This window comes from Streptomyces sp. NPDC086554, assembly GCF_040686095.1.
Lineage (GTDB): Bacteria > Actinomycetota > Actinomycetes > Streptomycetales > Streptomycetaceae > Streptomyces.
In genome coordinates, this window is the sequence record NZ_JBFBJK010000035.1 from 17,128 (window position 1) to 43,026 (window position 25,899).

Below are 25,899 nucleotides of genomic sequence, written 5' to 3' on the forward strand. Positions count from 1 at the left end.
CAGGTCGATCGGTGCCAAGGAGACGTGCGCATTGTCCCGGTGAGAACGCAGCTCACACATGGCGAATACCCAAGCAAAAGCACTCTGGCGCTCCAGATCGGTCACAACCGGTCGGCGAGGGGCTTGCAAGGTGTGATCTTCACGCGGGACGACCGTGCGGGGGAGGGGAAGTTGTCCTCGCGTCTTGGCCTGGTGACGGAGGCGGTCGAAGCAGCTCCGGGCATGGATCTGTACGGGTTTCTGGTGGACCAGATGTCGCAGGGCCGCCGGGTGGACTACGTCATCGTGGATGAGGCTCAGTTCCTGTCGCCCGAGCAGATCGACCAGTTGGCCCGGGTCGTGGACGACTTGGAGTTGGACGTCTTCGCGTTCGGCATCACCACGGACTTTCGTACCAAGCTGTTCCCGGGGTCGCAGCGTTTGATCGAGCTGGCTGACCGGGTCGAGACGTTGCAGGTCGAGGCGATGTGCTGGTGCGGTGCACGGGCCACGCACAACGCTCGTACGGTGGACGGGGAGATGGTGGTCGAGGGGGAGCAGGTCGTGGTGGGGGACGTGGATCGGCCTGCCGCGGAGGTCGGGTACGAGGTGCTGTGCCGCCGCCATCACCGCAGGCGGATGACGAGCGCCGCGGCGCGGGCGGCAGCCCTGTCGCCCGACGTGCTGCCGGTCACCTCCGCCTGACACTGTCGGCGGCAACTGCGCTCGCCTTCGCCCGGTCGCGGCAACGTACGACTTGCCGTAGCTGCTCCTGACGGGGGATACACTCCGCCGTCGGAGGGGATCACGGGGTGAGTGAGACAGGCGAGGCGTCCGCGGCGCCGGGTCGGCTACGCCGGGCGTTGCCGCACAGCAGGCGGGGCCGGTTGCTGCTGATATCCGCGCTGGTGCTCGTGCTTGCGGGCACCGGGCTCGGTACGTGGGCGGCGGACACGTGGCCGTGGCCGAAGGACCGCTACTGCTGGGGCGCCTGGGAAGAGGACAGCGGTCCGGGCTTCCTCGGCGACGAGGCCTTCGGTGACGATGACGACGGGTCACGCACCGCCAAGGAGACGGCGCCCACCCGCGAGCGCCCGACCGGCAGCTGTGAGGTCGCCATCGACAGCGACTACAAGAGCAGTTACGACGGCGACGAGGTCTCCGTCGACCAGCGGGTGTCCGTCGAGTACGGCCCGGTCCCCAAGGCCGCGGAGGCCCGGCTCTCGATGGTCCAGGACCGTTTCCTGGGCGGCGACATGGTCCCGCTCCCGGACGGCCTGCCGGGTACGGTGAACGGGCGCGGCGGCCTGCTGGTGCTCCCGAAGTCCTGTGATGCGGACGACGGTCGGCCGACCGTCGTCACTATGGACGCGTCCGGCATGTACTCCAGTGGCCCCTCGTACACGCAGAACGATCCGGCCGATCTGGGCGGCGCCCGGGAGGCGGCAGTCCTGCTCGTCGCGGCGGCCAACCGCGGGATGGCGGCGGCCGGTTGCGCGCCGGACGAGCCGCTGAGGGTCAGCTCGCCGCTCTATGACCTGCCGGGCAAGGAGGAGAACATCTTCAGCGCCTCTGAGGACGTCTGCGGCATCCGCGGCCTGCGTCTGGGCACGGAGGACGTCGAGGAGCAGATCGGCGCGGTCACCCGCGACCTGCAGACGTGCAGCGTCCGTGGCGATCGCGACGACGTGCCGTATCTGGACCTGGCGATGGTCGCGCAGCCGCGACTGGCCGCGGTGTTCGACGGCATCGTGGGCGAGCGCCCCGCGGCCCGCGGCTGGCGCGGCACGGGCATGATCGGCAAGGAGCACGCGATCGTACGAGCCGACTGCGGCGGCCGGCCCGCCACCTTCCTGATGGGCGCCTCCAGCGACCCCGACCACCTCGCCGCCTTCGCCAACGCGGCCGCGGCCCGCCGGGGCTGCGCCCCCATCGCCCCGAAGGGAGCCGCTCGGTGAGCAGCGCAGAGGACGAGCCGAACCGCTACGAGCAGCCCCTGCCCGCCGATCGGGAGTTGCTCAGCGAGCGGCGTCAGCGTCGGCGCCGGTGGCACTGGCGCCGACTGCTGCGCGGCCGGGTCCGGCCGCTGCTTGCCGCTGGCCTCGCCGGGGTGCTGCTCGGCGTCGGCGGCACGGCCTGGCAGGTGCAGGCCGGGCCGTTCGCGCCGGACGAGCTGTGCTGGGGCGCGCTGTCCCGCGACGACCTCGCCCCGATATTCCGCGAGCCGCAGGACGTCAAGGCGGTCGAGGCGCCCGTGCTGCACGGTGCGCGCTCCCTGGACGGCCCCACCGGCAACTGCCAGTTGACGAACAGCGACGGCGACGAATGGGTGCTCACCGCCCGGGTGCACCGCCTTGACGACCGGGCCGGCGACGACGGCAAGTGGGCTGACGAGTTCCTCTCCGCCCGCCTCACACCGCTCGGCGACGGCCGCCTCGGCATGGCATCGGACAGCCGTGCCTGGCTCGCCATCCCGGACGGATGCCTGGGCCGCCCCGGCGACCTCGACGGGCCGACCGTCGTGGACATCGCCCAGGGCAGCTGGATCAGCGACATGGAGCCGCGCGCCAAAGAGCGGGACGCGATGGCCCGCATGGTCGTGAAGCTCGTCAACAAGGTCAGCGCGGACCTGGGCTGCACCGGCGCGGTTGCCGATCCGGTCGAACGCCTGCCGAAGGCCGCCCGCTACATCCACACCGAGAAGCCGGACGCGCTCTGCGGCATCAGGGGCCTGACACTGGGCAAGAAGCGCAAGCCGACCAAGTACCCCATGATCACCGATGGGCACGGGCCGGTGCGCACCTGCGACCGGGACGTCACCGGCTCTCAGCCGAGGCAGCGCCTGATGACCGTCGAGGACCCGCGGCTGGCGGGGATCTTCACGAGGATGGCGCTGTACGAGGGCGACCGAGTGCGCTCCGCCGTCGGCTTCGGCGGCCTGGGCCCCAACCTCGGCGTCTTCCAGGCCCGCTGCCAGACGGGCGAGACGGTATTCGTCGTACAGGCCAACGAGCGCGAGACCGCCGGCGCGGACGTGCGTACCCTCTTCCCCCGCTACGTCGAGGCCGAGGCCGCCCGCCTCGGCTGCGGTCCGCTGAAACTGAAACTGCCACGGCCGGGCGAGAGCCGCTGACTCCCGCCCGGCCGCCGTGCCGCAATCCGCCGCAGATCCAGGTCAGCAGATCGCCCTCCGGCTCGCTCTGGTTGCCCCAGCCGATCAGCCCGCCGACCGACGTGCACCGCGGCACCGTCTGCGGGCGGCGACCGGCCGGCAGCAGGAAACACGAGGTGCGAAACAGGAGGCGGGAAACAGGAGGCGGGAAAAGAAGAGGCGCCCCCCAACGGGGCACTGACATGATCGGCCAGTCCTTTGCCCCGGCCTGTCTGGAGAGGCCATGCTTTCCCACCTCGGTGACCTGCTCGACCCTGACCTGCTCGCGCGCTGCCTCGACGAGGGCTTCATACGCGAGCAGATCCACCCCACGCTGCCGCTGCGCATTCTCAACTACACCGAGAAGGCCCAGTTCGAGCGCGAGTGGAACGAGGTCACCCGGCAGTGCCGCGGGCTGGTGGTCGACAGGCACGGCCAGGTCCTGGCCCGGCCGTACGCGAAGTTCTTCAACTTCGCCGAGCACCCCGAGGGGACCTTCGGCCTGGACGACCCCGTGGTGGCGACCGACAAGCTTGACGGCTCGCTCGGCATCCTCTACCCGGTGTCGGAGGGCGAGTACGCGGTCGCAACCCGGGGCTCCTTCGCCTCCGACCAGGCACTGCACGCGACAAAGGTGTGGCAGGAGCGGTACGCGGCCACTGCGGAAATCAAACCCGGTGTCACATACCTCTTCGAGATCATCTTCCCGGAGAACCGGATCGTCTGCGATTACGGACAGTTGGATGATCTCGTCCTGCTCGGCGGTGTCGATATGGCGACCGGTGCTCCGGTTCCCGCGGACGAACTGCCGTGGGAGGGACCCCGAGTCGGCACCTTCGACTTCGCGACACTGGCCGAGGCGCTGGCCGCCGCGCCGCGCACGGGCGCCGAAGGCCTTGTGCTGCGCTTCCCCGGCCACGGCCACACCATGATCAAAATCAAGCAGGACGACTATGTGGCTCTGCACCGGATCATCACCGGCCTCAATGCGCGAGTGGTCTGGGAGCGGCTCGGCGCGGGAGACACCGTGGCCGAGATCTGCGACGGGCTGCCTGACGAATTCCACGGCTGGGTCAAGGAGGTCGAGGCCGATCTGACCGGGCGGCGCGACGCCATCCTCGCCGAGGCGACCGCCGAGCACCGGCGCATTCTCGGTGCGCTGCCCGAGGGGTGGACACGCAAGGAGTACGCCGCCATCGCCGGCCGTTCGCCGCTGCGCGCCTGGCTCTTCCAGCTCCTGGACGGCCGTGACCCGTCGGCCCGGATCTGGCACACCCTGCGCCCGGAGGGCGACCTCCGCCCCGCCAACTTCACCACCGAGGACAACGCCTGATGCCCACCCTGCACTTCACCCGAGGCCTGCCCGCCAGCGGCAAGACGACTTGGGCGCGCGCCTGGACCGCGGAGAACCGCAGCGGCCGGGCCCGCGTCAACCGTGACGACCTGCGCGCCATGCTCGACTCCGGTGAGCACATCAAGGGCGTGACGGAGAAGCGCGTCATGGCGGTCAGGGACACGGCGATCCTCGACCTCCTGCGCCGCGGCTACGACGTGGTCTGCGACGACACCAATCTGCCGCAGCGGGTCGCCCGCGACCTGGCCCGTCTCGCGGACCGGGCCGGGGCGGAGCTGCAGGTGCACGACTTCACCCATGTCCCGCTCGACACCTGCCTGGAGCGGGACGCGGCGCGCGAGCCCTCGGTGGGCGAGGACACCATTCGCGCTCTCCATCTGCGCTTCCTGGCCGGGAAGCAGTCGCCGCTGCCGATGCCGGAGGAGAGCCGCGAAGCCGCCCCGGTGGGGCGGATGTACGAGCCGAAGCAGGGCAGCCCGAAGGCGGTCCTGGTGGACATCGACGGGACGGTCGCGCTGATGGCGGGGCGCAGCCCGTTCGACGAGACGCGGGTGCACGAGGACCTGCCGAATCCGCCGGTGATCGATGTCGTACGGGCGCTGCACGCAGCGGACAACCAGATCGTGTTCCTGTCCGGCCGCACCGACGGCTGCCGGGAGGCCACCGAGGCGTGGTTGACCGAACACGTCAAGGTCCCGTACACGGGCCCGTTCATGCGGCCGTCCGGGGACTCACGGAAGGACTCGATCGTGAAGGTCGAGCTTTTCGACGCGCACGTGCGTGACGCGTACGACGTCGTGTGCGTCCTGGACGACCGCAGCCAGGTCGTCCAGGCCTGGCGGGCCATCGGCCTGACGGTCCTTCAGGTCGCGGACGGCAACTTCTGATGCAGCCTCGGATCCTCGCCGGGAAGTAGAACCACTCCAACAAGCCGAATACGGCCGGGTGTTGGATATGTGGTCGAGCGTACGTCGAGCAGATCGACCAGCCGCGCAGCGCCTGGTCGAACTCGCCGACCGTGTCGAGGTGTTGCAGGTCGAGGTGGTGTGCTGGTGCGGTGTGCGCGCCACCCACAACGCTCGCACCATAGGCGGCGCGATGGTTGTCGAAGGCGCGCAGGTCGTCGTCGGCGACCTCGCGTGCCGGTGTCCTGTCGCCGGGCGTGCTTCCGGTCGACACGGCGGCCGGCGGCTGAGTCAGGACTCCGGCGGCACGTCCGACCGTACGAGGGTGAAGACCGCGCCCTCCGGGTCGGCGACCGTCGCCACCCGGCCGTGGGTGCCGACCCGGGCGGGCTTGAGGACATGGCCGCCGAGTTCGATGACCCGGTTCACCGACTCGTCCACATCGGCGACTTCGAAGTACGTCATCCAGTGCGCGCCCCGGTCCTGCGGCAGTGCCTGGCCCACGCCGTGCACCGAGGCGACGGGCCGGTCGTCGACCTTGAGCGTCACATAGTCGAAGTCGGCCGAGACCACCGCCTCTTCCTCGTAGCCGAACACGGCTTGGTAGAACTTGACGACACCCGCCGTCTCCGGGGTCACCAGCTCGTTCCAGGCGAGTGCGCCGGGCTCCCCGACGATCGCGGCGCCCAGGTGCGCCGCCGCCTGCCAGATCCCGAACACCGCGCCCGCCGGGTCGACGGCGATGGCCATGCGCCCTGCCTCGCCCGCGTCGAGCGGGCCGACGCCGATCGTGCCGCAGAGGTGCCGCACCAACTCCGCGGTCGCGTCCACGTCGTCCGACGCCAGATAGGGCGTCCAGGCGATCGGCAGATGCTGGCCTGCGGGCATCTGGCCGATGCCGGCCACCTCGTGGCCGTCGAGCAGCGCCCGTACGTAGGGCCCGAGCTGCTCGGGTCCCGGTCGGAACTCCCAGCCGAACAACGCTCCGTAGAACTCTTGGGTCGTGGCCAGACCGTGCGCCATCAGGCTCACCCAGCAGGGCGTGCCGGGCGCGCGGCGGACGGCCCCCGCGCCGTCACGCTGGCCCGTCGACCCCCGTGCCTCCGTCATCGTCACTCTCTCCTCGGCCCGTCGTGGTGGCCGCTCGGCTCCGCTTACGAACGCGCGTACCTCATTCCGCGCGCTTGCCCGCCCGTGCAGATGCTCGCACCACCTGTGTCGCCGCGCGTCCCGGCCGCGCCGTCGTGCCACGGCTCCGCACGGAGAATGCCCGGTTCGCCGTCTCTCATCCGTTGACGCGTGATTGCTCGGTGGTGTCGATCTGCTGCACACGGTGTGCCCGGGTCCGTACACCGCGTGTTCGGCGGTCGTCCGGCGGAGCAGAGTAGCCGGACCGGGGCGATGCGGCCACCCTGTACGCAAGGATGGTGTCTATGAATGCCATCATCTCTGCGTCCGAACTCGCGAGCGACTTGGCGGGCGAGAACCCGCCAGTGCTGCTCGACATCCGCTGGCAGCTCAGCATGGCCAAGGCGGCGGGCGCCCCCGCCTTCGACGGGCGGGCCGAGTACCGGGCAGGCCACATCCCGGGCGCGGTCTTCGTCGACCTCGACGCCGATCTGGCCGGAAAGGCGGGCCCCGCGGGGCGGCACCCGCTGCCGGACGTGGAGCACTTCGGAGCGGTCATGCGGGCGGCCGGGGTCTCGGCAGACCGGGACGTCGTCGTGTACGACGGCGGGCAGGGCTGGGCCGCGGCACGCGCCTGGTGGCTGCTGCGCTGGACGGGTCATCCCTCGGTGCGTGTCCTTGACGGCGGGCTCGCCGCGTGGACCGGGCCGCTGGAGTCGGGGGAGGAGAGCCCGGCCGAGGGGACCTTCGCCCCCGTCACGAACACCACGGACCTCCTCGACGCCGACGCCGCGGCGGCGCTGGCCCGCTCCGGCCTCCTCCTGGACGCCCGTGCGGCCGAGCGCTACCGCGGTGACATCGAGCCGATCGACCGCGTGGGCGGCCACATTCCGGGCGCGGTCTCCGCGCCGACCACGGAGAACGTCACGGCGGACGGCACCTTCAGGCCCGCCGCCGAACTGGCGGCCCGCTTCAACTCCCTGGGCGCGTCCGGCACTTCCGAGGTGGGCGTGTACTGCGGCTCGGGCGTCTCCGCTGCACACGAGGTGCTCGCGCTCGCGGTGGCGGGGATCCCGGCCTCGCTGTACGTCGGTTCATGGTCGGAGTGGTCGTCGGACGCGTCCCGCCCGGTGGCCAAGGGCCCGGACCCGCAGTAGGCGGAACGCCGTTGGGGCCCCGCACCTGAACGGTGCGGGGCCCCAACTCGTACTACGAGACGTGCTACGAGAACTACTCCTGCTTCTTGCGGCGCGTGCCGAAGACGATCTCGTCCCAGGACGGCACCGCGGCGCGACGGCCGGGTCGTACGCCGTCGGCCTCCGCCTGACGGTCCGTGGAGCCGACGAGGCGGTCGCGGTGGCTGGCCACCGAACGGGGCATCAGGACGTCCGCGTACGCGGAACCGGCGCCTGCCGACGCCGCCGGGGGCTCCTCGGCCTCCGGCTCCTGCTCGGGCTCCTCCGTCGTCGGCGGGAGCTCGGTCGTCGAGGGTGCGGGGCGCTCCGGCACGACCATGTCGCCACGGAAGCTGGGCACCGCCTCCAGGAGGCTGGTGAGCGAGTCGCGCTCCGCTTCGGAGACGGCGGCCGTCGCGCCGGTGGCCGTGCTCTCCTCGGGAGGCTCCGGCGACGGTCCCGGCACGATCGGGCGCTCCAACTGCCGGTCCAGGGCGCGGTCCATGGGCCGGTCGAGCGACGGCCTGTCCCGGGGCAGCCTGGCGATCCGCGGCACGAACGGGAAGCTGGGCTCGGGCGCGGCGATGTCGTCCGTCTCGCCGATCAGCGAGCGGGCCTCGTCGTCGACGGCCTGTACGAGGCGCCGGGGCGGGTCGTACGTCCAGCTCGCGGAGTGCGGTTCGGTCGCCACGCGGTAGACGAGGAGGACCTCCCAGGTGCCGTCGTCGCGGCGCCAGGAGTCCCACTGGACGGTGTCCTTGTCCGCGCCGCGCAGCAGCAGCCGCTCCGAGACGGCCTCGCCGAGCTGGGGTCCGGTGTTCTCGCCGGGACGGCGCACGGGGGTCTTCCGGGCGCGCTCCGCCATGAAGGCGCGCTCCGCGAGCACGGGGCCTTCGAAGCGGCGGACGCGATCGACGGGGATTCCGGCGAGCGAGGCGACTTCCTCCGCGCTGGCACCGGCACGTATCCGTGCCTGGATGTCGCGGGGGCGGAGGTGGCTCTCCACCTCGATCTCGATCTGGCCGAGGCGCGGACGGTCGCCACGCACCGCGGCGCGCAGCCGCTCGTCGATCGGAAGCGTGTACTCCGTGCTGTCCGCAGCCTTCAGCACCAGCCGTGTGCCGTCGTTGCTGACGGCCACGACACGCAGTTCGGGCATCGGGACCTCCCGGGTGGTGCCTGCCGACGTCACGTGCGTCGCTGCTTCCGCTAGTCGAGTGTGGCCTGCCCGGGTGCAGCCTGCCACAACCTTGCCGAGTTGCCCGGCGTGTCGGGCATGGGCCCGGGGTCGCCGTTATGGCACGGTTACCTTTTCGCAACTCTCAGTGACCACTTTGGTCACCCTGTGCAGCGAGCCCCCTCCCGGCGGTCCTGGAAGGCCCCGGGCACCCAGGTGGGAGACCGGACCCAGGGCTCGCAACAGTACTCCATTCGGGCCACGCGGGTGGTCCGCCGCGCCGCCGAACTTCTCACGGGGGACGGGAGTTGGCGCATCGGGATACCCGGGCGGGGTGGTGCGCGAGTGGCGCACTTCACGGAATCACCAGAAACGGAACTAACAACTTCGCCCATACGTCCCTTTCTCGTGCAGTCAGTCGAGAAAGGTAGGCAAGGTTCGGAGATGGGTGAAAAGCCGGAAGGCGACGAGGAGTCGAAGGGGAAGCGGCGCCTCGACCTCAGCGTGCCGCAGGTCGCGGGGAGCGCCGTGGCCGCCGTCGTGGCGGCGAAGCTCGCGTCGAGCTTCGGTGTGTACGGCACGATCCTCGGCGCCGGTGTGGTGAGCGCGGTCGCCACCTGTGGGGGCACGGTCTTCCAGCACTTCTTCTCGCGCACGGGCGAACAGATACGCGACGTCGCGGTGCAGGCCAAGCCGAGGGCCCAGCAGGTTCCGGTGACCGATGCCGCGGGTGTGCCGGTCGCGGACACCTTCAGGGCTTCGGCCTTCACGGGGGCTGTTTCCGGTAAAGCAGGGGCTGTTCCCGGCAAGGGGGCCGCTTCCGCCACGGGGCCGGTCACCACGACGTGGGGAAGAGCGGCCGACGCGGACGCCACCACCGTGCTGCCCGTCGCCGGGGACGCCGACCGTACGACGGTGCTGCCCGTGGCGGACGCCGACGCCGAGCGGACCCAGCTGCTCGGGTCGGTCGGTGCGACGCAGCCGGTGCCCGGGGACGACGCGACACGGGTGCTGCGTCAGGCGGTTCCCGCCGGGCCGGTCGAACCTCCGCTCCCGGCGGACGAGTTCACCGAGGGGACGACGCATCGCACACAGATCCGCAGCTGGAAGCGGCCGTTGGTCGCGGCCGCGGTGGTCTTCGGTGTGTCGATGGCGGGGATCACCACGTACGAACTCGTCTCCGGCGAGGACTTCAGCGGGGGGAGCGGCACCACGATCAGCAACGGCGTCACCGGTAACAACACCTCGCCGAAGAAGCCCTCCACGCCCTCGACCGATCCCTCTGATCAGCCGTCGGACGGCGCTTCCACGGGTTCGGACGACGGTTCGCAGAACGGCGACGGTGCCACACAGGGCCCGGACGGCGGCACCTCGCAGACGCCCGACAAGGGCAGCGGCTCGGACTCCGGTTCGCAGACGGATCCGGACAAGGGCACGGACTCGGGCACGGACTCGGGCACCGACTCCGGAGACGACGGTTCGGAGACGGACCCGACACCTACCCCGACGCCCACCCCGACCCCGACCCCGACGCCGACCCAGACCGGCGACAGCGGGGACGGAAGCGACGCGCAGCAGCAGGGGGAGACCCCCAGCCCGTAGGCGGAGGGTCAGGCGCCCAGGACGCGGCGCAGGTAGTCGTTGCCGAACAGGCGGTCCGGGTCGAGCCGGTCGCGCAGGGCGGTGAACTCGCCGAAGCGCGGATAGGCCTGCGCGAAGTAGTCGGCGTCGCGGGTGTGGATCTTGCCCCAGTGCGGGCGGCCCTCGTGCGCGGTGAAGATCCGCTCGGCCGCGGTGAAGTACGCCTGGTAGGGCGTGCCCCGGTACATGTGTACGGCGATGTACGCGGTCTCCCTGCCCGAGGCCGTGGAGAGTGCGATGTCGTCGGCGGGCGCCGTGCGGACCTCCACGGGGAAGCTGATCCGCAGCCGGGAGCGCTCGACCATCGTCTTCAGCTCGCGCAGGGTCTCGACCAGGGCCGCGCGCGGAACGGCGTACTCCATCTCCACGAAGCGCACTCGGCGGGGGCTTGTGAAGACCTTGTAGGGGATGTCCGTGTACGTACGGGCGGAGAGCGCCTTGCTGGAGATCTTGGCGATGCCGGGGATGGTCGCGGGGACGGCCCTGCCGAGGGAATTGACCATCTGGAAGAGGCCGTTGGAGAGGACCTCGTCCTCGATGAAGGCGCTGACCTTGCCGGGCGGCGCCGCGGGGCCCGCGCTGCGGTTGTTGCGCTTGGTGGTGCAGTTGCCGGTGTGCGGGAACCAGTAGAACTCGAAGTGCTCGTTCTCGGCGTGCAGCGCGTCGAATTCCCTGGTGACCTTGTCGAAGGTCATCGGCTCCTCACGGGCGGTGAGGAAGAAGACGGGCTCTACGGAGAAGGTGATCGCGCTGATCACACCGAGCGCGCCCAGGCCGATCCGGGCCGCCGCGAAGACCTCGGGATTCTCCTTCTCGGAGCAGGTGAGGACCGTGCCGTCCGCCGTGACCAGCTCAAGTGCCGTGATCTGGGCGGAGATCGACGCCGAGTCGCGGCCCGTGCCGTGGGTTCCGGTGCTGGTCGCTCCGGAGACCGTCTGCTCCATGATGTCGCCCATGTTCGTGAGCGAGAGGCCCTCGCGGGCGAGGGCCGCGTTCAGGCGCTTGAGCGGAGTACCCGCTTCCACGGTCACGGTGCCGGCCTCGCGGTCGATCTTGCGGATGCCGGTGAGGAGTTCGGGGCGTACGAGGACGCCGTCGGTCGTGGCGGCCGCCGTGAAGGAGTGGCCGGTGCCCACCGGCTTCACCTTGAGGCCGTCCTCCTTGGCCCTGCGCACCTCGGCGGCGAGTTCCTCGACCGACGCGGGGGTGACCTCCCTGGCCGGCCGTGCGCTGACGTTGCCCGCCCAGTTACGCCACGCCGCTGTGCTCTTCCCGCTGCCCGTGCCCGTTCCCGTGCTCATGGGTCCCTCCCCGTTGCGGAACCGGCTTCTTCAGCCGGCGATACCCAAGGAACCCGACCGCCACCGCGACGGCCCCGGAGATCCCGGGAACCCCGTACCCGGCGTCCGAACCGGCGGCGTCGATGACCCAGCCGGCCGCGGACGAGCCGAGCGCGACGCCGACCGCGAGTCCGGTGCTCACCCAGGTCATGCCCTCGGTCAGCTTCGCGCGTGGTACGTGCTGTTCGACGAGGGCCATCGTCGTGATCATGGTCGGCGCGATGGACAGGCCCGCGATGAACAACGCCACGGCCAGAAACGGAAGGTTCCCGACCAGTTGAAGCGGGATCATACTCACGGCCATCGCACAGACACCCAGCAGCCACCTCGGGGCGGGAGCCCCCTTGAAGTGCATGAGCCCGAAGGCCGCTCCGGCCACGCAGGAGCCGAGCGCGTAGACCGCGAGCACGAGGCTGGCCGCCGCCTTGTGGCCCTGGTCCTCGGCGTACGCGACGGTCACCACGTCGATCGACCCGAAGATGGCGCCCGTCGCCACGAAGGTCGCGACCAGGACCTGCAGCCCTCCGGAGCGCAGCGCCGAGCCCTTGGAGTGGTGCTCCCGCGGATGCGGCACCGGCTCGGTGGCCCGCTGGGCGGTCAGCCAGAAGACGCCGACGGCGAGGAAGACCCCGGCGAGCAGCGGCCCGGCCTCGGGGAACCACACCGTGGAGAGGCCGATCGAGATGATCGGCCCGAAGATGAAGCAGACCTCGTCCACCACGGACTCGAAGGAGTACGCGGTGTGCAGCTGCGGGGTGTCCCGGTAGATGGCCGCCCAGCGGGCCCTGATCATCGATCCCACGCTCGGCACACAGCCGACGAGGGCGGCGAAGACGAAGAGCGTCCAGTCCGGGAACTCGAACTTCGCGGCGAGGAGGAGTCCGGCGACCGCGGCCAGGGAGACCAGCGTCGCGGGCCGAAGGACCCGGCGCTGACCGTGCCGGTCGACGAGGCGGGAGATCTGCGGGCCGATCGCGGCGGCGGACAGGGCGACGGTCGCCGAGAGCGCGCCCGCGAGTCCGTACCGCCCGGTGAGCTGGGACACCATCGTCACGATGCCGATGCCCATCATCGACAGCGGCATCCGTCCGAGGAAGCCCGCCGTCGAGAACCCCAGGGTGCCGGGGGCGGCGAAGATGGCGCGGTAGGGGCTTGGCACGTGGACTCCGCTGGGGCGCCGGGGCGGCTCCCGTGCGGGAGGGGCTCCGGTAAGGCGTAAAGGTGGCCGATACAGCTTACGGCTCCGGCGGATCCGGCCGCACCGTGTTTTTCCGGTCGGCGGAGGCCGTTTTCCGGCTGTCAGTGACGGGTGGCAGGATCGGAGACATGTCCGATGCGCTGGATCCCACTCCCTACGACGCCCTGCTGCTGCTCTCGTTCGGCGGCCCCGAAGGCCCCGACGACGTCGTCCCGTTCCTGGAGAACGTGACGCGGGGCCGCGGCATCCCCAAGGAGCGGCTCAAGGAGGTGGGGCAGCACTACTTCCTGTTCGGCGGGGTCAGCCCGATCAACGACCAGAACCGCGCCCTGCTCGACGCCCTGCGCAAGGACTTCGTGGAGCACGGCCTCGACCTGCCGGTCTACTGGGGCAACCGCAACTGGGCGCCGTACCTGACCGACACCCTGCGCGAGCTCGTCCAGGACGGCCACCGCCGGGTGCTCGTCCTGGCGACCAGCGCGTACGCCTCGTACTCGGGCTGCCGGCAGTACCGCGAGAACCTGGCGGAGTCCCTCGCCGTCCTGGAGTCCGAGGGCGTCGAGAAGAGCGCGCTGCCACGCGTCGACAAGCTGCGGCACTACTTCAACCACCCCGGCTTCGTCCGGCCCATGATCGACGGCGTTCTGAAGTCCCTCGCCGAGCTCCCCGACGACGTCCGCGAGGGCGCGCACCTCGCCTTCACGACGCACTCCATCCCGACCACGGCCGCCGACAGCTCGGGGCGCGTCGAGGACCACGGGGACGGCGGTGCGTACGTCAAGGAGCACCTGGACGTGGCCAGGGTCATCGCCGACGCGGTGCGCGAGGAGACGGGCGTCGAGCACCCCTGGCAGCTCGTCTACCAGTCGCGCAGCGGCGCCCCGCACATCCCGTGGCTCGAGCCCGACATCTGCGATCACCTGGAGGAGCGGCACGCGGCCGGGGCGCCCGCCGTGGTGATGGTCCCGATCGGTTTCGTCTCGGACCACATGGAGGTCCTGTACGACCTCGACACCGAGGCCGACGCGAAGGCCGCCGAGCTCGGCCTGCCGGTCCGCCGCTCGGCCACCGTGGGGGCCGACCCGCGGTTCGCCGGGGCGATCAGGGAACTCGTCCTGGAGCGGGCCGCGGCGGAGAGCGGCAAGGCCGTCACCCCCTGCGCCCTGGGATCCCTCGGCGCGAGCCACGACCTCTGCCCGGTCGGCTGCTGCCCGGCACGCGCCCCGAAGCCCGCGGCCGCGGGCGCCGACAGCACGTACGCGTAAGGATGTCGACGTGACCGACCTGAAGACAGAACTCCTCGGCGTCGCCCTGGAGGCGGCGCACCGCGCCGGAGCCTTCCTGCGCGACGGCCGCCCGGACGATCTGGGCGTCGCCGCCACCAAGAGCAGCGCCGTCGACGTCGTCACCGAGATGGACATCGCCTCCGAGAAGCTGATCACCGACTTCTTCGCCGAGCGCAGGCCGGACGATGGTGTGCTCGGCGAGGAGGGCGCGAGCTCCGAGGGCAGCAGCGGCGTCCAGTGGGTGATCGACCCGATCGACGGCACCGTCAACTACCTGTACGGGCGCCCCGATTGGTCGGTATCCATCGCGGCCCGCAAGGACGGCGAGACGCTCGTGGGGGTCGTGTACGCGCCGATGCGCGGCGAGACGTACCGAGCGGTCCTCGGAGAGGGCGCCTTCGTCAACGACAAGCCCGCACGGACCCGCCCCGCACCTCCGTTCGGGCAGGCCCTGGTCGGCACCGGATTCGGCTACGTCGCCGAGCGCCGCGCCCACCAGGCCGAGGTGGCCCGCCAACTCATCCCGCTGGTCAGGGACATCCGGCGGGGCGGCTCCGCCGCGATCGACCTGTGCGACGTCGCGATCGGCCGCCTGGACGCGTACTACGAGCGCGGCCTCAACCCCTGGGACCTCGCGGCCGGTGACCTCGTCGCGCGGGAGGCGGGCGCGCTGACCGGTGGGCGCCCCGGAGAGGTCCCTTCGGGCGAGCTGACGATCGCCGCCCCGCCCGGCCTCTTCGAGGACCTCCAGACCCGCCTGGAGGAGCTCGGCGCCTGGCACGACTGACGCGCAGAGCGACCGACACACACGGAAGGGCCCCGGCATCTCGTCCACAGATGCCGGGGCCCTTCCGCGTTCGTAGCTGGATTCCGCTTGCGTAACAGGATCAGGCGCGCAACGCGCCGACCTCCACGCCGTGCTCGGCGGCCAGCCGGTGGAGGTCCTCCAGTTCGGCCTGCTCGACCTCGGCAAGGAAGTCGTCGCCCGTCTCACGGGCCTTCGTGAGGTCGGACTCCGTGGCCTTTATGCGCTGCAGGAGTCCTGCGGTGAATGCGTCCATGGTTGCGCCCCCTCGGCTGGGTCGTGGGTCGATGGCACGGGGGTGTGCCCTCAGAAGGGGCGATCACGTCTCTCGCCGCGCTGGGACAGCAGTTCGTGGCGTGCCACATACAAAGCGTGATCGCGGGTGTGAGGTCGTCCTCCCCGGGCTCCCTTCCACGGAAACCTAACCGGCGGAGAAAATCCCGCATTCCCGGGCCGACAGACCGCCTTACAGCCGGTTTATGACCGAAAGGGGCAGGATAGAGGCCACACCCCACGAACAGACCTGCCCGCAGGGGCACAGAGGAAGGACAGCGCCGTGCGCGTACTCGTCGTCGAGGACGAGCAGCTGCTCGCCGATGCGGTGGCCACCGGACTACGCCGGGAGGCCATGGCCGTCGACGTCGTGTACGACGGAGCGGCCGCCCTGGAGCGCATCGGGGTCAATGACTACGACGTCGTGGTGCTCGACCGGGACCTCCCGCTCGTGCACGGCGACGACGTCTGCCGCAAGATCGTCGAACTGGGCATGCCGACCCGCGTCCTGATGCTCACCGCGTCGGGCGACGTCAGCGACCGTGTCGAGGGCCTGGAGATCGGCGCCGACGACTATCTCCCCAAGCCCTTCGCGTTCAGCGAGCTCACGGCACGCGTGCGTGCCCTCGGCCGGCGTACGAGCGTGCCGCTGCCGCCCGTCCTGGAGCGCGCCGGCATCAAGCTCGACCCCAATCGCCGGGAGATCTTCCGCGACGGCAAGGAGATCCAGCTGGCCCCCAAGGAGTTCGCGGTCCTCGAAGTGCTGCTGCGCAGCGAGGGCGCGGTCGTCTCCGCGGAGCAGCTTCTGGAGAAGGCGTGGGACGAGAACACGGACCCGTTCACGAACGTGGTCCGGGTGACCGTCATGACGCTGCGCCGGAAGCTCGGCGAGCCCGCCGTCATCGTGACGGTGCCCGGCTCCGGCTACCGGATCTGATCCCCGGTGGCCGCGACCCCGGCGCCACCCGCAGCGCCTCCGAAACCGACCTGGGACCCCAGAAAGGCCGAGCCGCCCTTCCCCTGGCTGCGTCCCACGATCCGTATACGCCTCACGCTTCTGTACGGCGGCATGTTCCTGATCGCGGGCATCGTGCTGCTCTCGATCATCTATCTGCTCGCCGCGCAGGCGCTGAACGTGGGCAGCGACCTGCCGTTCAAGATCGTCGAGGGCAGGGTGACGAGCACCGTCTGCAACCTGCCCGACAAGGCTTCGCCCACCGAGTTCAACGCGGCGATGAACACCTGCGTCAACGATCAGCGCCAGCACGCCCTGGACAACCTCCTGAGCCGCTCGCTGCTCGCCCTGCTCGGCCTCGCCGTGATCGCTTTCGCCTTCGGGTACGCGATGGCGGGCCGCGTTCTCTCGCCGCTCGGCCGCATCACGCGCACCGCGCGCCGCGTGGCCGGCACGGACCTGTCCCGGCGCATCGAACTGGACGGCCCCGAGGACGAGTTGAAGGAGCTGTCGGACACCTTCGACGAGATGCTGGACCGCCTGGAGCGGGCCTTCACCGCCCAGCAGCGGTTCGTCGGGAACGCCTCGCACGAGCTGCGCACTCCGCTGGCGATCAACCGCACGCTCCTGGAGGTGCAGCTCTCCGACCCGGCGGCGCCACCGGAGCTCCATCAGCTGGGCAAGACGCTGCTCGCCACGAATGAGCGCAGCGAGCAGCTCGTGGAGGGCCTGCTGCTGCTCGCCCGCAGCGACAACCAGATCGTGGAGCGCAAGCCGGTCGACCTCGCCGAGGTCGCCAACCGCGCCGTCGACCAGGTGCGGTCGGAGGCCGACGCCAAGGGCGTGGAGATCCGCGGGGAGCGGGGCCTGGCCATCGTCCAGGGCAACGGCGTCCTCCTGGAGCGGATCGCCCTGAACCTCGTCCAGAACGCGGTCAGGTACAACGTGCCGGACGAGGGCTGGGTCGAGGTCACCACGGAGGCCCAGCACGGCCAGGCGGTCCTGGTGGTGTCCAACACCGGACCCGTCGTCCCGGCGTACGAGATCGACAACCTCTTCGAGCCGTTCCGGCGGCTGCGGACGGAGCGCACGGGCAGCGACAAGGGCGTCGGACTCGGCCTGTCGATCGCCCGGTCGGTGGCGCGGGCCCACGGGGGCCGTATCATCGCGGAGCCGCGCGAGGGGGGTGGGCTCGTGATGCGAGTCACCCTGCCCCTCTGAGATGCTGCCGCGGACGCGCCGCGATGTTCGCTTTGCGCGGAATTTTCGGGACCTGATTCTGGGGATTTCGTGTGTGATCGATCACAGGGGCGAATTTTCGGCCATCTACTCTCCGTGATCGTGAAAGTCGTTGGAAAGCCGGGAAAATCCGGGTTTTCGGGGGTCTTGATCACGGGAAGTACACGGGGTGGCGCCTGTGAAGTGCGGCATTCGGACCGTGTACGGTCCCGATCGCCATCCAAACCGATCGCCTCTTCAGGGGTGCGGTTGGGTGTCGATTGAGTAACAGACCTTGATGTGAGGCAAAATCTCCGCCTCAGGTCGGGCACAAGTCCGGCCTCTCACGCGTTACGTGCGCTGAGACACCGCAGACACCCAGAGGGGGAGAGCGACATGGCAACGGACTACGACACCCCACGTAAGACCGACGATGACGTCAATGAGGACAGCATCGAGGAGCTGAAGGCTCGGCGGAACGACAAGTCGACCTCGGCGGTCGACGTCGACGAGTTCGAGGCCGCAGAGGGCCTCGAGCTGCCCGGCGCGGACCTTTCCAACGAGGAGCTCGCCGTTCGGGTGCTCCCGAAGCAGCAGGACGAGTTCACCTGCATGAGCTGCTTCCTGGTGCACCACCGCAGCCAGCTGGCCAGGGAGAAGAACGGTCAGCCGATCTGCCGCGACTGCGACTAGGGCAGGGTCGGCCGTGACCGGCTCGACCCCGCCCAGGAAGCGCCGCTTCCGCAAGCGCGGGGCGGACGAAGAAATCGCCGTCCCCGACGGCGTACGTGACGACGAGCGGGGCTCTTCCCCCACAGGAACGGCCTCGCTCGAACCGACGAACGCCATCGAGGTGGCACACGACGAGGCGGCGGCCGACAAGGCGTCCAGGACCAGGACCGATACGTCCAAGGGCCGCCGCGTTGCCGCCGTCACCGGCGGAGTCATGGCGGGCGTGCGCAAGAGCGGGCGCGGCGCCAAGGCCGGCATCGGCTATCTCGCCGACCGGATCATCGAGAACGCCCCGCGGGTCCCGATCCGCGATCTGGGCACCCTCCGCAAGCAGTTCCCGGGCCTCGGCCCCGAGCAGCTCGCGGACAAACTCATCGCCGGCGCGGCCAACGCGACCTCCACGGTCGGGGCCGGAGTCGGCGCCGCGGCGATGCTGCCCGTGCCGCCCGCGATGCCCGCGGAGCTGGCCGCCGAGATCACCGGCGTCGCGGCCATAGAGCTCAAGCTCATCGCCGAACTCCACGAGGTCTACGGCAAGCGCCCGCCGGGCAACCTGAAACAGCGCAGCACCGCCTACCTCACCGCGTGGACCGAGGAGCGCGGCATCGACGTCGTGAAGCCCGCGTCGATCAACGCGGCCCTCGGCGGCCAGATGAAGCGCGAGCTGCGCCAGCAGATCATGAAACGCATGGTGCGCAACCTGCCGAACCTGATGCCCTTCATGGTGGGCGCCGCGGTCGGGGCGGTCATGAACCGCCGTGACACCAAGAAGCTGGCTGAGCGGGTCCGTGCGGACCTGCGGAAGTCGCAGGTGCCCTGGGACGCCCTGCCCGCGCTGCCGCCCCTGGAGAGGCCGGAGAAGCCCTTGGACCCCCTGCACCCGGGCGAGCCGCCCAAGGAGCTGGGGTACTGACGCGGGACGCCCCCGTGAGGGCCTCGCATCGAGCAGCCTCTACGAAGCCCGTTACGAAGCCCGTACGGCCGCCAGCGCCGCCGCGAGACCCTCGGGGTTCCTCGTCGACACGTACACGTACGGAGTCGGGTCCTGCGGATCCGTGATCTCCACGCGCAGCGCCGTCGGGATGTAGGCGCGCAGCAGCATGAAGGCGCGCGGATCGGCCTTCGGGCCGCGCCAGGCGCGCGCCCCTTCCGCGTCGAGGACCTCGGGCTCACCGAGCGCGGACACCGGGATCTTCGCGTCGCCGACGATCAGGGAGTCCGCCATCACGCGGATGCGGGGAGAGCCGTACGAACTGGTCACGACCGCCGCGACCGCCGTCCCGCCGACCAGGCCGCCGAGCAGCGGCAGGGTGCCGAAGGGGAGCATGATCAGCGCCATCGCGATGCCGACCAGGAGCGAGACAAGCCACCAGGAACGGGGCGCCGTCAGGCGTTCTTCGTAAGGCTGCATGGGGTCCAGCTTGGCACGATGAGCTGTGTACTCGGACTCGCGGGTAAGGTCTGCGGCTGTGAGTGGTACTTCAGCAGCTCTGATGCCCCCGGCCGACGCCATAGCGCCCGTCCGCCACCCCGACGCGCCCGCCCCCGGTGAGCTCATCGGAGCCCATTACGAGCACTGTTTCGGCTGCGGCGAAGGGCAGGCCCACGGGCTGCACCTCGCGGCGCGTGCCGGTGAAGGCGTCCGCATCACGGCCGAGTTCACGGTCCGGGAGGCGCACCAGGGCGCGCCGGGCCTCGCCCACGGCGGCATCCTCGCCACCGCGCTCGACGAGGCGCTCGGCTCGCTGAACTGGCTGCTGCGGGTGATCGCGGTGACCGGACGGCTCGAGACCGACTTCGTACGGCCCGTTCCGCTGGACACCGTGCTCTTCCTTGACGCCGAGGTGACCGCCGTCGCCGGGCGGAAGATCTACTCCAGGGCCACCGGACGGATCGGCGGCCCCGACGGGCCCGTGGCCGTCCGCGCCGACGCACTCTTCATCGAGGTCAAGGTCGACCACTTCATCGAGAACGGCCGCCCGGAGGAGATCCGGGCCGCCATGGACGACCCGGACCAGATCCGGCGCGCACGCGCCTTCGAGGTGAACCCGTGACCTACGCATCGCGCCCGGAGCTCGACGTCCTGATCCGTCGCGTCGACTCCGAAGTGCCGCTGCCCTCGTACGCGCAGCCCGGTGACGCCGGGGCGGATCTGCGGACCACCGAGGCGTGCGAACTTGCCCCGGGCGAGCGGGCGGTGCTGCCCACTGGGGTGTCCATCGCGCTGCCCGAGGGGTACGCGGCCTTCGTGCACCCGCGTTCCGGCCTCGCCGCCCGCTGCGGTGTCGCTCTGGTGAATGCCCCAGGGACGGTGGATGCCGGGTACCGTGGGGAGATCAAGGTGATCGTGGTGAATCTCGACCCGCGCGAACGAGTGCGGTTCGAGCGCTTCGACCGGATTGCCCAACTGGTCGTCCAGCAGGTCGAGAAGGTGCGCTTCCGGGAGGTGGCGGAGCTTCCCGACTCGGCGCGGGCCGAAGGGGGCTTCGGGTCCACCGGCGGACATGCCGCCGTGGGCGCCGGCTCGGGTGAAAAAACGGGTGGGAATCGATACGCATCGGTCGTATCTGACCGGGAAGGACAGTGACGTGTTCGGACGTCGCAAGAAGGACAGTGCCGCCGAGGACGCGGCGGGCGAGGCCGAGCAGGTCGTCGACAGCGGCGACGCAGCGGAAGCGCAGTCCGAGCGTGTGAGGCTCGAGCCCGAGCCCCGGCCCGACGGACCCTGGGACGTCTCCGAGGTCCGTGAGCCCGGCGAGGGCAGGGTGGACCTGGGCGGTCTCTTCGTACCGGGTGTCGAGGGCATGGAGCTGCGGGTGGAGGTCGCGGGTGACGCGATCGTCGCGGCGACCGTCGTGCTCCAGGACAGCGCCATCCAGCTGCAGGGCTTTGCCGCCCCCAAGAGGCAGGGCATCTGGGGCGAGGTGCGTGAGGAGATCGCTTCGGGCATCACCCAGCAGGGCGGTGTGATCGACGAGATCGAGGGCCCACTCGGCTGGGAGCTGCGCGCGCAGGTGCCGGTGCAGCTGCCGGACGGCACCGGCGGGGTGCAGGTCGTGCGCTTCATCGGTGTCGACGGCCCGCGGTGGTTCCTGCGGGGAGTCATCTCCGGCCAGGGCGCGGTGCAGCCGCAGACGGCCGGGCTGCTCGAGCAGATCTTCCGGGACACGGTCGTGGTGCGCGGTGAGGGCCCGATGGCTCCCCGTGACCCGATCGTCCTGAAGCTGCCCGACGACGCCCAGATGGTCGCCGAGGGCGCCGTTCAGCAGGAGCAGCAGGAGGGCTCGCGGTTCTCGGGCGGCATGGGCCAGCTCGCGCGCGGGCCCGAGATCACCGAGGTGCGCTGAGGCGTTCTCCGGGGCGCGGAGATGCGCCGGTCGTAAGTTGCGAGCCGATGGGCCGCACCCCTTTTAGAGGGGTGCGGCCCATCGGTGTTTTCGCAGGCGGGAGGGGGCGCGGCGGAGGGACCCGTAAGAGAGTCGTCAATGGAGCGCCAAGGGCCGTAAGGGAGGCGTCAACGACGGTCGAATCCGGCCAGAGAGGGGGTTTGCTCAAGGGGTCAGGAAACCCGAATCTCTCCTAGGAGCACACGATGGCCGACGTGGCCTTCGTCGTCACCACGATCGCGGTGTTCGCGTTGGTGGCTTTTGTCGCCAAGGGGGTGGCGAAGCTGTGACTGCCGAGAACATCGTCGGTCTTGTCGTGGCCGTCGCTCTGCTGGGCTATCTCGTTCTCGCTCTTGTGTTCCCGGAGAGGTTCTGAGTACGGATATGAGCCCTGTTCTTTCCGGTGTGCTCCAGCTGCTCGCGCTGATAGTGGCGCTGGGCCTGGCATACCGTCCGCTCGGCGATTACATGGCCAAGGTCTACGGCTCGAAGAAGCACTTGCGTGCCGAGAAGTGGATCTACAAGGTCATCGGCGCCAATCCCGACACCGAGATGCGCTGGCCCGCGTATCTGCGCGGCGTGCTCGCCTTCTCCGCGGTCGGTGTGCTCTTCCTCTATCTGCTGCAGCGTCTGCAGGGTTCGCTGCCCGGCTCGCTGGGTTTCACGGCGATCGATCCGGACCAGGCGTTCAACACCGCCGCGTCCTTCGTGGCGAACACCAACTGGCAGTCGTACTACGGCGAGCAGGCCATGGGCCACGTCGTGCAGACCGGTGGTCTGGCGGTGCAGAACTTCGTGTCGGCCGCGGTGGGCATCGCGGTCGCCGTCGCGCTGGTGCGGGGCTTCGCCCGTTCCCGTACGGGGGAGTTGGGCAACTTCTGGTCCGACCTGGTGCGTGGTGTCGTACGCATTCTGATCCCGATCTCGGTGATCGGCGCGCTCGTGCTGGTGGCCTGTGGCGCGATCCAGAACTTCTCCGGGATCCATGAGGTCGGCCAGTTCACGGGCGGCAGCCAGGAGTGGAACGGCGGGGCGGTGGCCTCGCAGGAGGTCATCAAGGAGCTGGGCACCAACGGTGGCGGTTACTTCAACGCCAACTCGGCCCACCCGTTCGAGAACCCCAACGCCTTCTCGAACCTCTTCGAGGTGTTCTTGATCCTGGTGATCCCCTTCGCGCTGACGCGGACCTTCGGCAGGATGGTCGGCTCGGTCCGGCAGGGGTATGCGATCCTGGCCGCGATGGCGACGATCTGGGTCGGCTTCATCGCGCTGATGATGTGGACCGAGTTCCACCACGGCGGCCCGGCGTTCGACGTCGCGGGCGGGGCGATGGAGGGCAAGGAGACCCGGTTCGGGATCGGCGCATCGGCGATCTTCTCGATCTCCACGACGCTCACCTCGACGGGTGCGGTCAACTCCTTCCACTCCTCCAACACCGGTTTCGGCGGCGGCCTGAACCTTTTGGGCATGCAGCTGGGTGAGATCGCGCCCGGTGGTGTCGGTTCGGGGCTGTACGGCATGTTGATCATGGCGGTCATCGCGGTGTTCATCGCGGGTCTGATGGTGGGGCGTACGCCGGAGTACCTGGGCAAGAAGATCGGCACCCGTGAGATCAAGCTGGCGGCCTGCTACATCCTCATCACGCCCGCGCTGGTGCTCGGGTTCACGGCGGTGGCGATGGCGCTGCCCACGCCGGGCAATTCGATGACCAACTCCGGGGCGCACGGCTTCTCCGAGATTCTGTACGCGTACACCTCGGGGGCCAACAACAACGGTTCGGCCTTCGCCGGGCTGAACGCCGATACGCAGTGGTTCAACTCGACGATCGGGCTTGCGATGCTGCTCGGGCGGTTCCTGCCGATGGTGTTCGTGCTCGCGCTGGCCGGTTCGCTGGCCGAGCAGAAGCCGGTTCCGGAGACGGCGGGCACGCTGCGTACCGAAAAGCCGCTGTTCACCGGGTTGTTGGTCGGCACCATCATGATCATCACCGGTCTGACCTACTTCCCCGCACTGGCCCTTGGGCCGCTGGCCGAGGGACTGGCGTCATGACCACCGACATTGCGAAGCAAGAGGAGCCCGGCTCCATGTCCACCGCTACTCCCACCCGTGCACCGCACCAGGATCTGCCCAGCGGGCACAAGGACGGCGGCGGCCGGGTCGGCGGGGGTCTGTTCGACCCCAAGCAGCTGCTGAAGTCCTTCCCGGACGCGATGAAGAAGCTCGACCCGCGAGTGATGGTCAAGTCGCCCGTCATGTTCGTCGTCCTGATCGGCTCGGTGATCACCACCGTGCTCGCGCTCAAGGATCCGGGGGACTGGTTCGGCTGGGCGATCGCGGTGTGGCTGTGGCTGACCACGATCTTCGCCAACCTGGCGGAGGCGGTGGCCGAGGGCCGCGGCAAGGCGCAGGCCGACACGTTGCGCAAGGCCAAGACCGACACTGTCGCGCGCCGGCTCACCGGCACGACCGAGGAGTCGGTTCCGGGTACGGAGCTGCGCATCGGCGATCTGGTGGTCTGCGAGGCGGGCGATGTGATCCCCGGCGACGGTGACGTCGTCGAGGGTGTCGCGTCCGTCGACGAGTCGGCGATCACCGGTGAATCGGCCCCGGTCATCCGGGAGTCGGGCGGTGACCGGTCCGCCGTCACGGGTGGCACGAAGGTGCTCTCCGACCGCATCGTCATCAAGATCACGACGAAGCCCGGCGAGACGTTCATCGACCGCATGATCAACCTGGTCGAGGGCGCGGCCCGGCAGAAGACGCCCAACGAGATCGCGCTGAACATCCTTCTCGCGTCCCTCACCATCGTCTTCCTGCTCGCGGTCGTGACGCTCCAGCCGTTCGCCGTGTACGCCGGTGCAGAGCAGTCCATGATCGTGCTGGCCGCGCTCCTGGTGTGCCTGATCCCGACGACGATCGGCGCGCTGCTCTCCGCGATCGGTATCGCGGGCATGGACCGCCTGGTCCAGCGCAACGTCCTTGCCATGTCCGGCAGGGCGGTCGAGGCCGCGGGCGACGTCTCGACGCTGCTGCTCGACAAGACGGGCACGATCACGCTCGGCAACCGGCAGGCCGCCGAGTTCGTTCCGGTGCGCGGCACCACCGAGGCCGAGGTGGCCGACGCCGCCCAGCTCTCGTCGCTGGCCGACGAGACGCCCGAGGGCCGCTCCATCGTCGTACTGGCGAAGGAGAAGTACGGGCTTCGCGAGCGGCACCAGGGCGAGCTGGAGGGGGCCGAGTGGGTCGCCTTCACCGCGCAGACCCGCATGTCCGGCGTGGACCTCGTCGAGAACGGGGCCGGGCGCAAGGTCCGCAAGGGCGCGACCGGTTCGGTCGTCGCCTGGGTCACCGAGAACGGCGGCACCGTCTCCGACGACGCCCAGGAGCTGACCGACACGATCTCGCAGGCCGGTGGCACACCCCTCCTCGTCGCCGTCGAGGACGACAAGGGGGCGCGGGTCCTCGGTGTCATCCATCTGAAGGATGTCGTCAAGGAGGGCATGCGGGAGCGGTTCGACGAGCTGCGCCGGATGGGCATCAAGACCGTCATGATCACGGGTGACAACCCGCTGACCGCCAAGGCGATCGCGGACGAGGCGGGCGTGGACGACTTCCTCGCCGAGGCCACGCCCGAGGACAAGATGGCGCTGATCAAGCGCGAGCAGGCCGGTGGCAAGCTCGTCGCGATGACCGGTGACGGCACCAACGACGCCCCCGCCCTGGCCCAGGCCGACGTGGGTGTGGCGATGAACACCGGTACCTCGGCCGCCAAGGAGGCCGGGAACATGGTGGACCTGGACTCCAACCCCACCAAGCTCATCGAGATCGTGGAGATCGGTAAGCAACTCCTCATCACCCGGGGTGCGTTGACGACGTTCTCGATCGCCAACGACGTCGCGAAGTACTTCGCGATCATCCCGGCCATGTTCGCTGTGGTCTATCCGGGCCTGGACAAGCTCAACATCATGAACCTGTCCTCTCCGGAGTCGGCCATCCTGTCGGCCGTCATCTTCAACGCGCTGATCATCATCGCCCTTGTGCCGCTGGCCCTGAAGGGCGTGCAGTACCGGCCGATGAGTGCGGACAGGATGCTGCGGCGCAACCTCGGCGTCTATGGGCTCGGCGGTCTCATCGCCCCGTTCATCGGCATCAAGATCATCGACCTCATCATCTCCCTCATCCCCGGAATCGGCTGA

At 70.0% G+C, this 25,899-nt stretch carries 25 protein-coding genes and 1 pseudogene; 20 read left to right on the top strand and 6 right to left on the bottom strand.

Features of this window, described 5'->3' with window-relative positions:
* Nucleotides 1-39: 39 nt before the first annotated feature.
* From AB0O76_RS38685 to AB0O76_RS38710, 6 genes and pseudogenes are all read left to right on the top strand, one after another.
* On the top strand, nt 40-684 hold the full coding sequence (locus AB0O76_RS38685) for a thymidine kinase (RefSeq protein ID WP_365501488.1): 645 nt from the start codon (nt 40-42) through the stop codon (nt 682-684).
* 107 nt (nt 685-791) lie between these two features.
* Nucleotides 792-1,937, top strand: a complete 1,146-nt coding sequence (locus tag AB0O76_RS38690; protein WP_365501490.1) for a hypothetical protein — start codon at nt 792-794, stop codon at nt 1,935-1,937.
* Nucleotides 1,934-3,112 (top strand): hypothetical protein, encoded by a 1,179-nt coding sequence (locus AB0O76_RS38695; RefSeq protein WP_365501492.1) that lies wholly within the window; start codon nt 1,934-1,936, stop codon nt 3,110-3,112. The genes AB0O76_RS38690 and AB0O76_RS38695 overlap by 4 nt, the downstream gene beginning before the upstream one ends.
* Before the next feature lie 262 nt (nt 3,113-3,374).
* The gene (locus AB0O76_RS38700; protein WP_365501494.1) at nt 3,375-4,463 is read left to right on the top strand and encodes an RNA ligase; all 1,089 of its coding nucleotides are present in this window, start codon (nt 3,375-3,377) and stop codon (nt 4,461-4,463) included.
* The gene (locus tag AB0O76_RS38705) at nt 4,463-5,371 is read left to right on the top strand and encodes an AAA family ATPase (protein ID WP_365501496.1); all 909 of its coding nucleotides are present in this window, start codon (nt 4,463-4,465) and stop codon (nt 5,369-5,371) included. Before AB0O76_RS38700 ends, AB0O76_RS38705 begins: the two co-directional genes overlap by 1 nt.
* Before the next feature lie 103 nt (nt 5,372-5,474).
* Nucleotides 5,475-5,624, top strand: a pseudogene (locus tag AB0O76_RS38710) (thymidine kinase); the annotation flags it as partial.
* A gap of 56 nt (nt 5,625-5,680) precedes the next feature.
* Here the strand turns inward: AB0O76_RS38710 and AB0O76_RS38715 are convergent.
* Nucleotides 5,681-6,499: a VOC family protein gene (locus tag AB0O76_RS38715; RefSeq protein WP_365501498.1), complete on the bottom strand. Its 819-nt coding sequence runs from the start codon at nt 6,497-6,499 to the stop codon at nt 5,681-5,683.
* A gap of 323 nt (nt 6,500-6,822) precedes the next feature.
* Between AB0O76_RS38715 and AB0O76_RS38720 the strand changes: the two genes are divergently transcribed.
* Nucleotides 6,823-7,674 (top strand): sulfurtransferase, encoded by an 852-nt coding sequence (locus tag AB0O76_RS38720; protein ID WP_365501500.1) that lies wholly within the window; start codon nt 6,823-6,825, stop codon nt 7,672-7,674.
* Between the two features lie 73 nt (nt 7,675-7,747).
* On the opposite strand, the gene sepH is transcribed toward AB0O76_RS38720, so the two are convergent.
* Nucleotides 7,748-8,851, bottom strand: coding sequence for a septation protein SepH (sepH, locus tag AB0O76_RS38725; protein WP_365501502.1), 1,104 nt, complete (start codon nt 8,849-8,851; stop codon nt 7,748-7,750).
* A 462-nt stretch (nt 8,852-9,313) separates the two neighbouring features.
* Here sepH and AB0O76_RS38730 point away from each other — a divergent pair, with 462 nt between their 5' ends.
* Nucleotides 9,314-10,471 (top strand): hypothetical protein, encoded by a 1,158-nt coding sequence (locus tag AB0O76_RS38730; RefSeq protein WP_365501504.1) that lies wholly within the window; start codon nt 9,314-9,316, stop codon nt 10,469-10,471.
* 8 nt (nt 10,472-10,479) lie between these two features.
* Here the strand turns inward: AB0O76_RS38730 and AB0O76_RS38735 are convergent, their stop codons facing one another.
* Nucleotides 10,480-11,811: a D-arabinono-1,4-lactone oxidase gene (locus AB0O76_RS38735; RefSeq protein ID WP_365501506.1), complete on the bottom strand. Its 1,332-nt coding sequence runs from the start codon at nt 11,809-11,811 to the stop codon at nt 10,480-10,482.
* Nucleotides 11,759-13,009 carry an MFS transporter gene (locus AB0O76_RS38740; RefSeq protein ID WP_365501508.1) on the bottom strand — a complete coding sequence of 417 codons (1,251 nt, stop codon included), beginning with the start codon at nt 13,007-13,009 and terminating at the stop codon, nt 11,759-11,761. The genes AB0O76_RS38735 and AB0O76_RS38740 overlap by 53 nt, the downstream gene beginning before the upstream one ends.
* 167 nt (nt 13,010-13,176) lie before the next feature.
* Here AB0O76_RS38740 and AB0O76_RS38745 point away from each other — a divergent pair, with 167 nt between their 5' ends.
* Nucleotides 13,177-14,313, top strand: a complete 1,137-nt coding sequence (locus AB0O76_RS38745; RefSeq protein ID WP_365501510.1) for a ferrochelatase — start codon at nt 13,177-13,179, stop codon at nt 14,311-14,313.
* A gap of 10 nt (nt 14,314-14,323) precedes the next feature.
* Entirely contained in the window at nt 14,324-15,121 is a 798-nt protein-coding gene (locus tag AB0O76_RS38750; RefSeq protein WP_365501512.1) for an inositol monophosphatase family protein, read from the top strand.
* Nucleotides 15,122-15,221: 100 nt separating this feature from the next.
* Here the strand turns inward: AB0O76_RS38750 and AB0O76_RS38755 are convergent, their stop codons facing one another.
* The gene (locus AB0O76_RS38755; protein WP_167828776.1) at nt 15,222-15,395 is read right to left on the bottom strand and encodes a hypothetical protein; all 174 of its coding nucleotides are present in this window, start codon (nt 15,393-15,395) and stop codon (nt 15,222-15,224) included.
* A gap of 300 nt (nt 15,396-15,695) precedes the next feature.
* Between AB0O76_RS38755 and AB0O76_RS38760 the strand changes: the two genes are divergently transcribed.
* From AB0O76_RS38760 to AB0O76_RS38775, 4 genes are all read left to right on the top strand, one after another.
* Nucleotides 15,696-16,349 carry a response regulator transcription factor gene (locus tag AB0O76_RS38760; protein ID WP_135331070.1) on the top strand — a complete coding sequence of 218 codons (654 nt, stop codon included), beginning with the start codon at nt 15,696-15,698 and terminating at the stop codon, nt 16,347-16,349.
* Between the two features lie 6 nt (nt 16,350-16,355).
* Complete coding sequence (locus AB0O76_RS38765; RefSeq protein ID WP_365501514.1) at nt 16,356-17,588, top strand: HAMP domain-containing sensor histidine kinase; 1,233 nt, start codon at nt 16,356-16,358, stop codon at nt 17,586-17,588.
* Nucleotides 17,589-17,981: 393 nt separating this feature from the next.
* The gene (locus AB0O76_RS38770) at nt 17,982-18,278 is read left to right on the top strand and encodes a DUF4193 domain-containing protein (RefSeq protein WP_055544889.1); all 297 of its coding nucleotides are present in this window, start codon (nt 17,982-17,984) and stop codon (nt 18,276-18,278) included.
* 13 nt (nt 18,279-18,291) lie between these two features.
* A complete protein-coding gene (locus AB0O76_RS38775) occupies nt 18,292-19,230 on the top strand; it encodes a hypothetical protein (protein WP_365501516.1) in 939 nt (312 codons plus the stop codon).
* 51 nt (nt 19,231-19,281) lie between these two features.
* Here the strand turns inward: AB0O76_RS38775 and AB0O76_RS38780 are convergent, their stop codons facing one another.
* Nucleotides 19,282-19,728: a DUF3093 domain-containing protein gene (locus AB0O76_RS38780; protein ID WP_365501518.1), complete on the bottom strand. Its 447-nt coding sequence runs from the start codon at nt 19,726-19,728 to the stop codon at nt 19,282-19,284.
* A 58-nt stretch (nt 19,729-19,786) separates the two neighbouring features.
* Between AB0O76_RS38780 and AB0O76_RS38785 the strand changes: the two genes are divergently transcribed.
* From AB0O76_RS38785 to kdpB, 6 genes are all read left to right on the top strand, one after another.
* The gene (locus AB0O76_RS38785) at nt 19,787-20,371 is read left to right on the top strand and encodes a PaaI family thioesterase (RefSeq protein ID WP_365501520.1); all 585 of its coding nucleotides are present in this window, start codon (nt 19,787-19,789) and stop codon (nt 20,369-20,371) included.
* Nucleotides 20,368-20,904: a dUTP diphosphatase gene (gene dut, locus AB0O76_RS38790; RefSeq protein ID WP_365501522.1), complete on the top strand. Its 537-nt coding sequence runs from the start codon at nt 20,368-20,370 to the stop codon at nt 20,902-20,904. Before AB0O76_RS38785 ends, dut begins: the two co-directional genes overlap by 4 nt.
* Nucleotide 20,905: 1 nt before the next feature.
* On the top strand, nt 20,906-21,664 hold the full coding sequence (locus AB0O76_RS38795) for a DUF3710 domain-containing protein (protein WP_365501524.1): 759 nt from the start codon (nt 20,906-20,908) through the stop codon (nt 21,662-21,664).
* 325 nt (nt 21,665-21,989) lie between these two features.
* Nucleotides 21,990-22,079, top strand: coding sequence for a K(+)-transporting ATPase subunit F (gene kdpF / locus AB0O76_RS38800; RefSeq protein WP_033264828.1), 90 nt, complete (start codon nt 21,990-21,992; stop codon nt 22,077-22,079).
* 8 nt (nt 22,080-22,087) lie between these two features.
* Nucleotides 22,088-23,752 (top strand): potassium-transporting ATPase subunit KdpA, encoded by a 1,665-nt coding sequence (gene kdpA / locus AB0O76_RS38805; protein WP_365501526.1) that lies wholly within the window; start codon nt 22,088-22,090, stop codon nt 23,750-23,752.
* Nucleotides 23,749-25,899 (top strand): potassium-transporting ATPase subunit KdpB, encoded by a 2,151-nt coding sequence (gene kdpB / locus AB0O76_RS38810; protein WP_365501528.1) that lies wholly within the window; start codon nt 23,749-23,751, stop codon nt 25,897-25,899. The genes kdpA and kdpB overlap by 4 nt, the downstream gene beginning before the upstream one ends.

Excerpts from the sequence above, each read along its gene's own strand:
- AB0O76_RS38700 (WP_365501494.1), top strand. The coding sequence starts at position 3,375 with ATGCTTTCCCACCTCGGTGACCTGCTCGACCCTGACCTGCTCGCGCGC.
- AB0O76_RS38705 (WP_365501496.1), top strand. The coding sequence starts at position 4,463 with ATGCCCACCCTGCACTTCACCCGAGGCCTGCCCGCCAGCGGCAAGACG.
- AB0O76_RS38715 (WP_365501498.1), bottom strand. The coding sequence starts at position 6,499 with ATGACGGAGGCACGGGGGTCGACGGGCCAGCGTGACGGCGCGGGGGCC.
- AB0O76_RS38720 (WP_365501500.1), top strand. The coding sequence starts at position 6,823 with ATGAATGCCATCATCTCTGCGTCCGAACTCGCGAGCGACTTGGCGGGC.
- sepH (WP_365501502.1), bottom strand. The coding sequence starts at position 8,851 with ATGCCCGAACTGCGTGTCGTGGCCGTCAGCAACGACGGCACACGGCTG.
- AB0O76_RS38730 (WP_365501504.1), top strand. The coding sequence starts at position 9,314 with ATGGGTGAAAAGCCGGAAGGCGACGAGGAGTCGAAGGGGAAGCGGCGC.
- AB0O76_RS38735 (WP_365501506.1), bottom strand. The coding sequence starts at position 11,811 with ATGAGCACGGGAACGGGCACGGGCAGCGGGAAGAGCACAGCGGCGTGG.
- AB0O76_RS38745 (WP_365501510.1), top strand. The coding sequence starts at position 13,177 with ATGTCCGATGCGCTGGATCCCACTCCCTACGACGCCCTGCTGCTGCTC.
- AB0O76_RS38755 (WP_167828776.1), bottom strand. The coding sequence starts at position 15,395 with ATGGACGCATTCACCGCAGGACTCCTGCAGCGCATAAAGGCCACGGAG.
- AB0O76_RS38770 (WP_055544889.1), top strand. The coding sequence starts at position 17,982 with ATGGCAACGGACTACGACACCCCACGTAAGACCGACGATGACGTCAAT.
- AB0O76_RS38780 (WP_365501518.1), bottom strand. The coding sequence starts at position 19,728 with ATGCAGCCTTACGAAGAACGCCTGACGGCGCCCCGTTCCTGGTGGCTT.
- kdpA (WP_365501526.1), top strand. The coding sequence starts at position 22,088 with ATGAGCCCTGTTCTTTCCGGTGTGCTCCAGCTGCTCGCGCTGATAGTG.
- kdpB (WP_365501528.1), top strand. The coding sequence starts at position 23,749 with ATGACCACCGACATTGCGAAGCAAGAGGAGCCCGGCTCCATGTCCACC.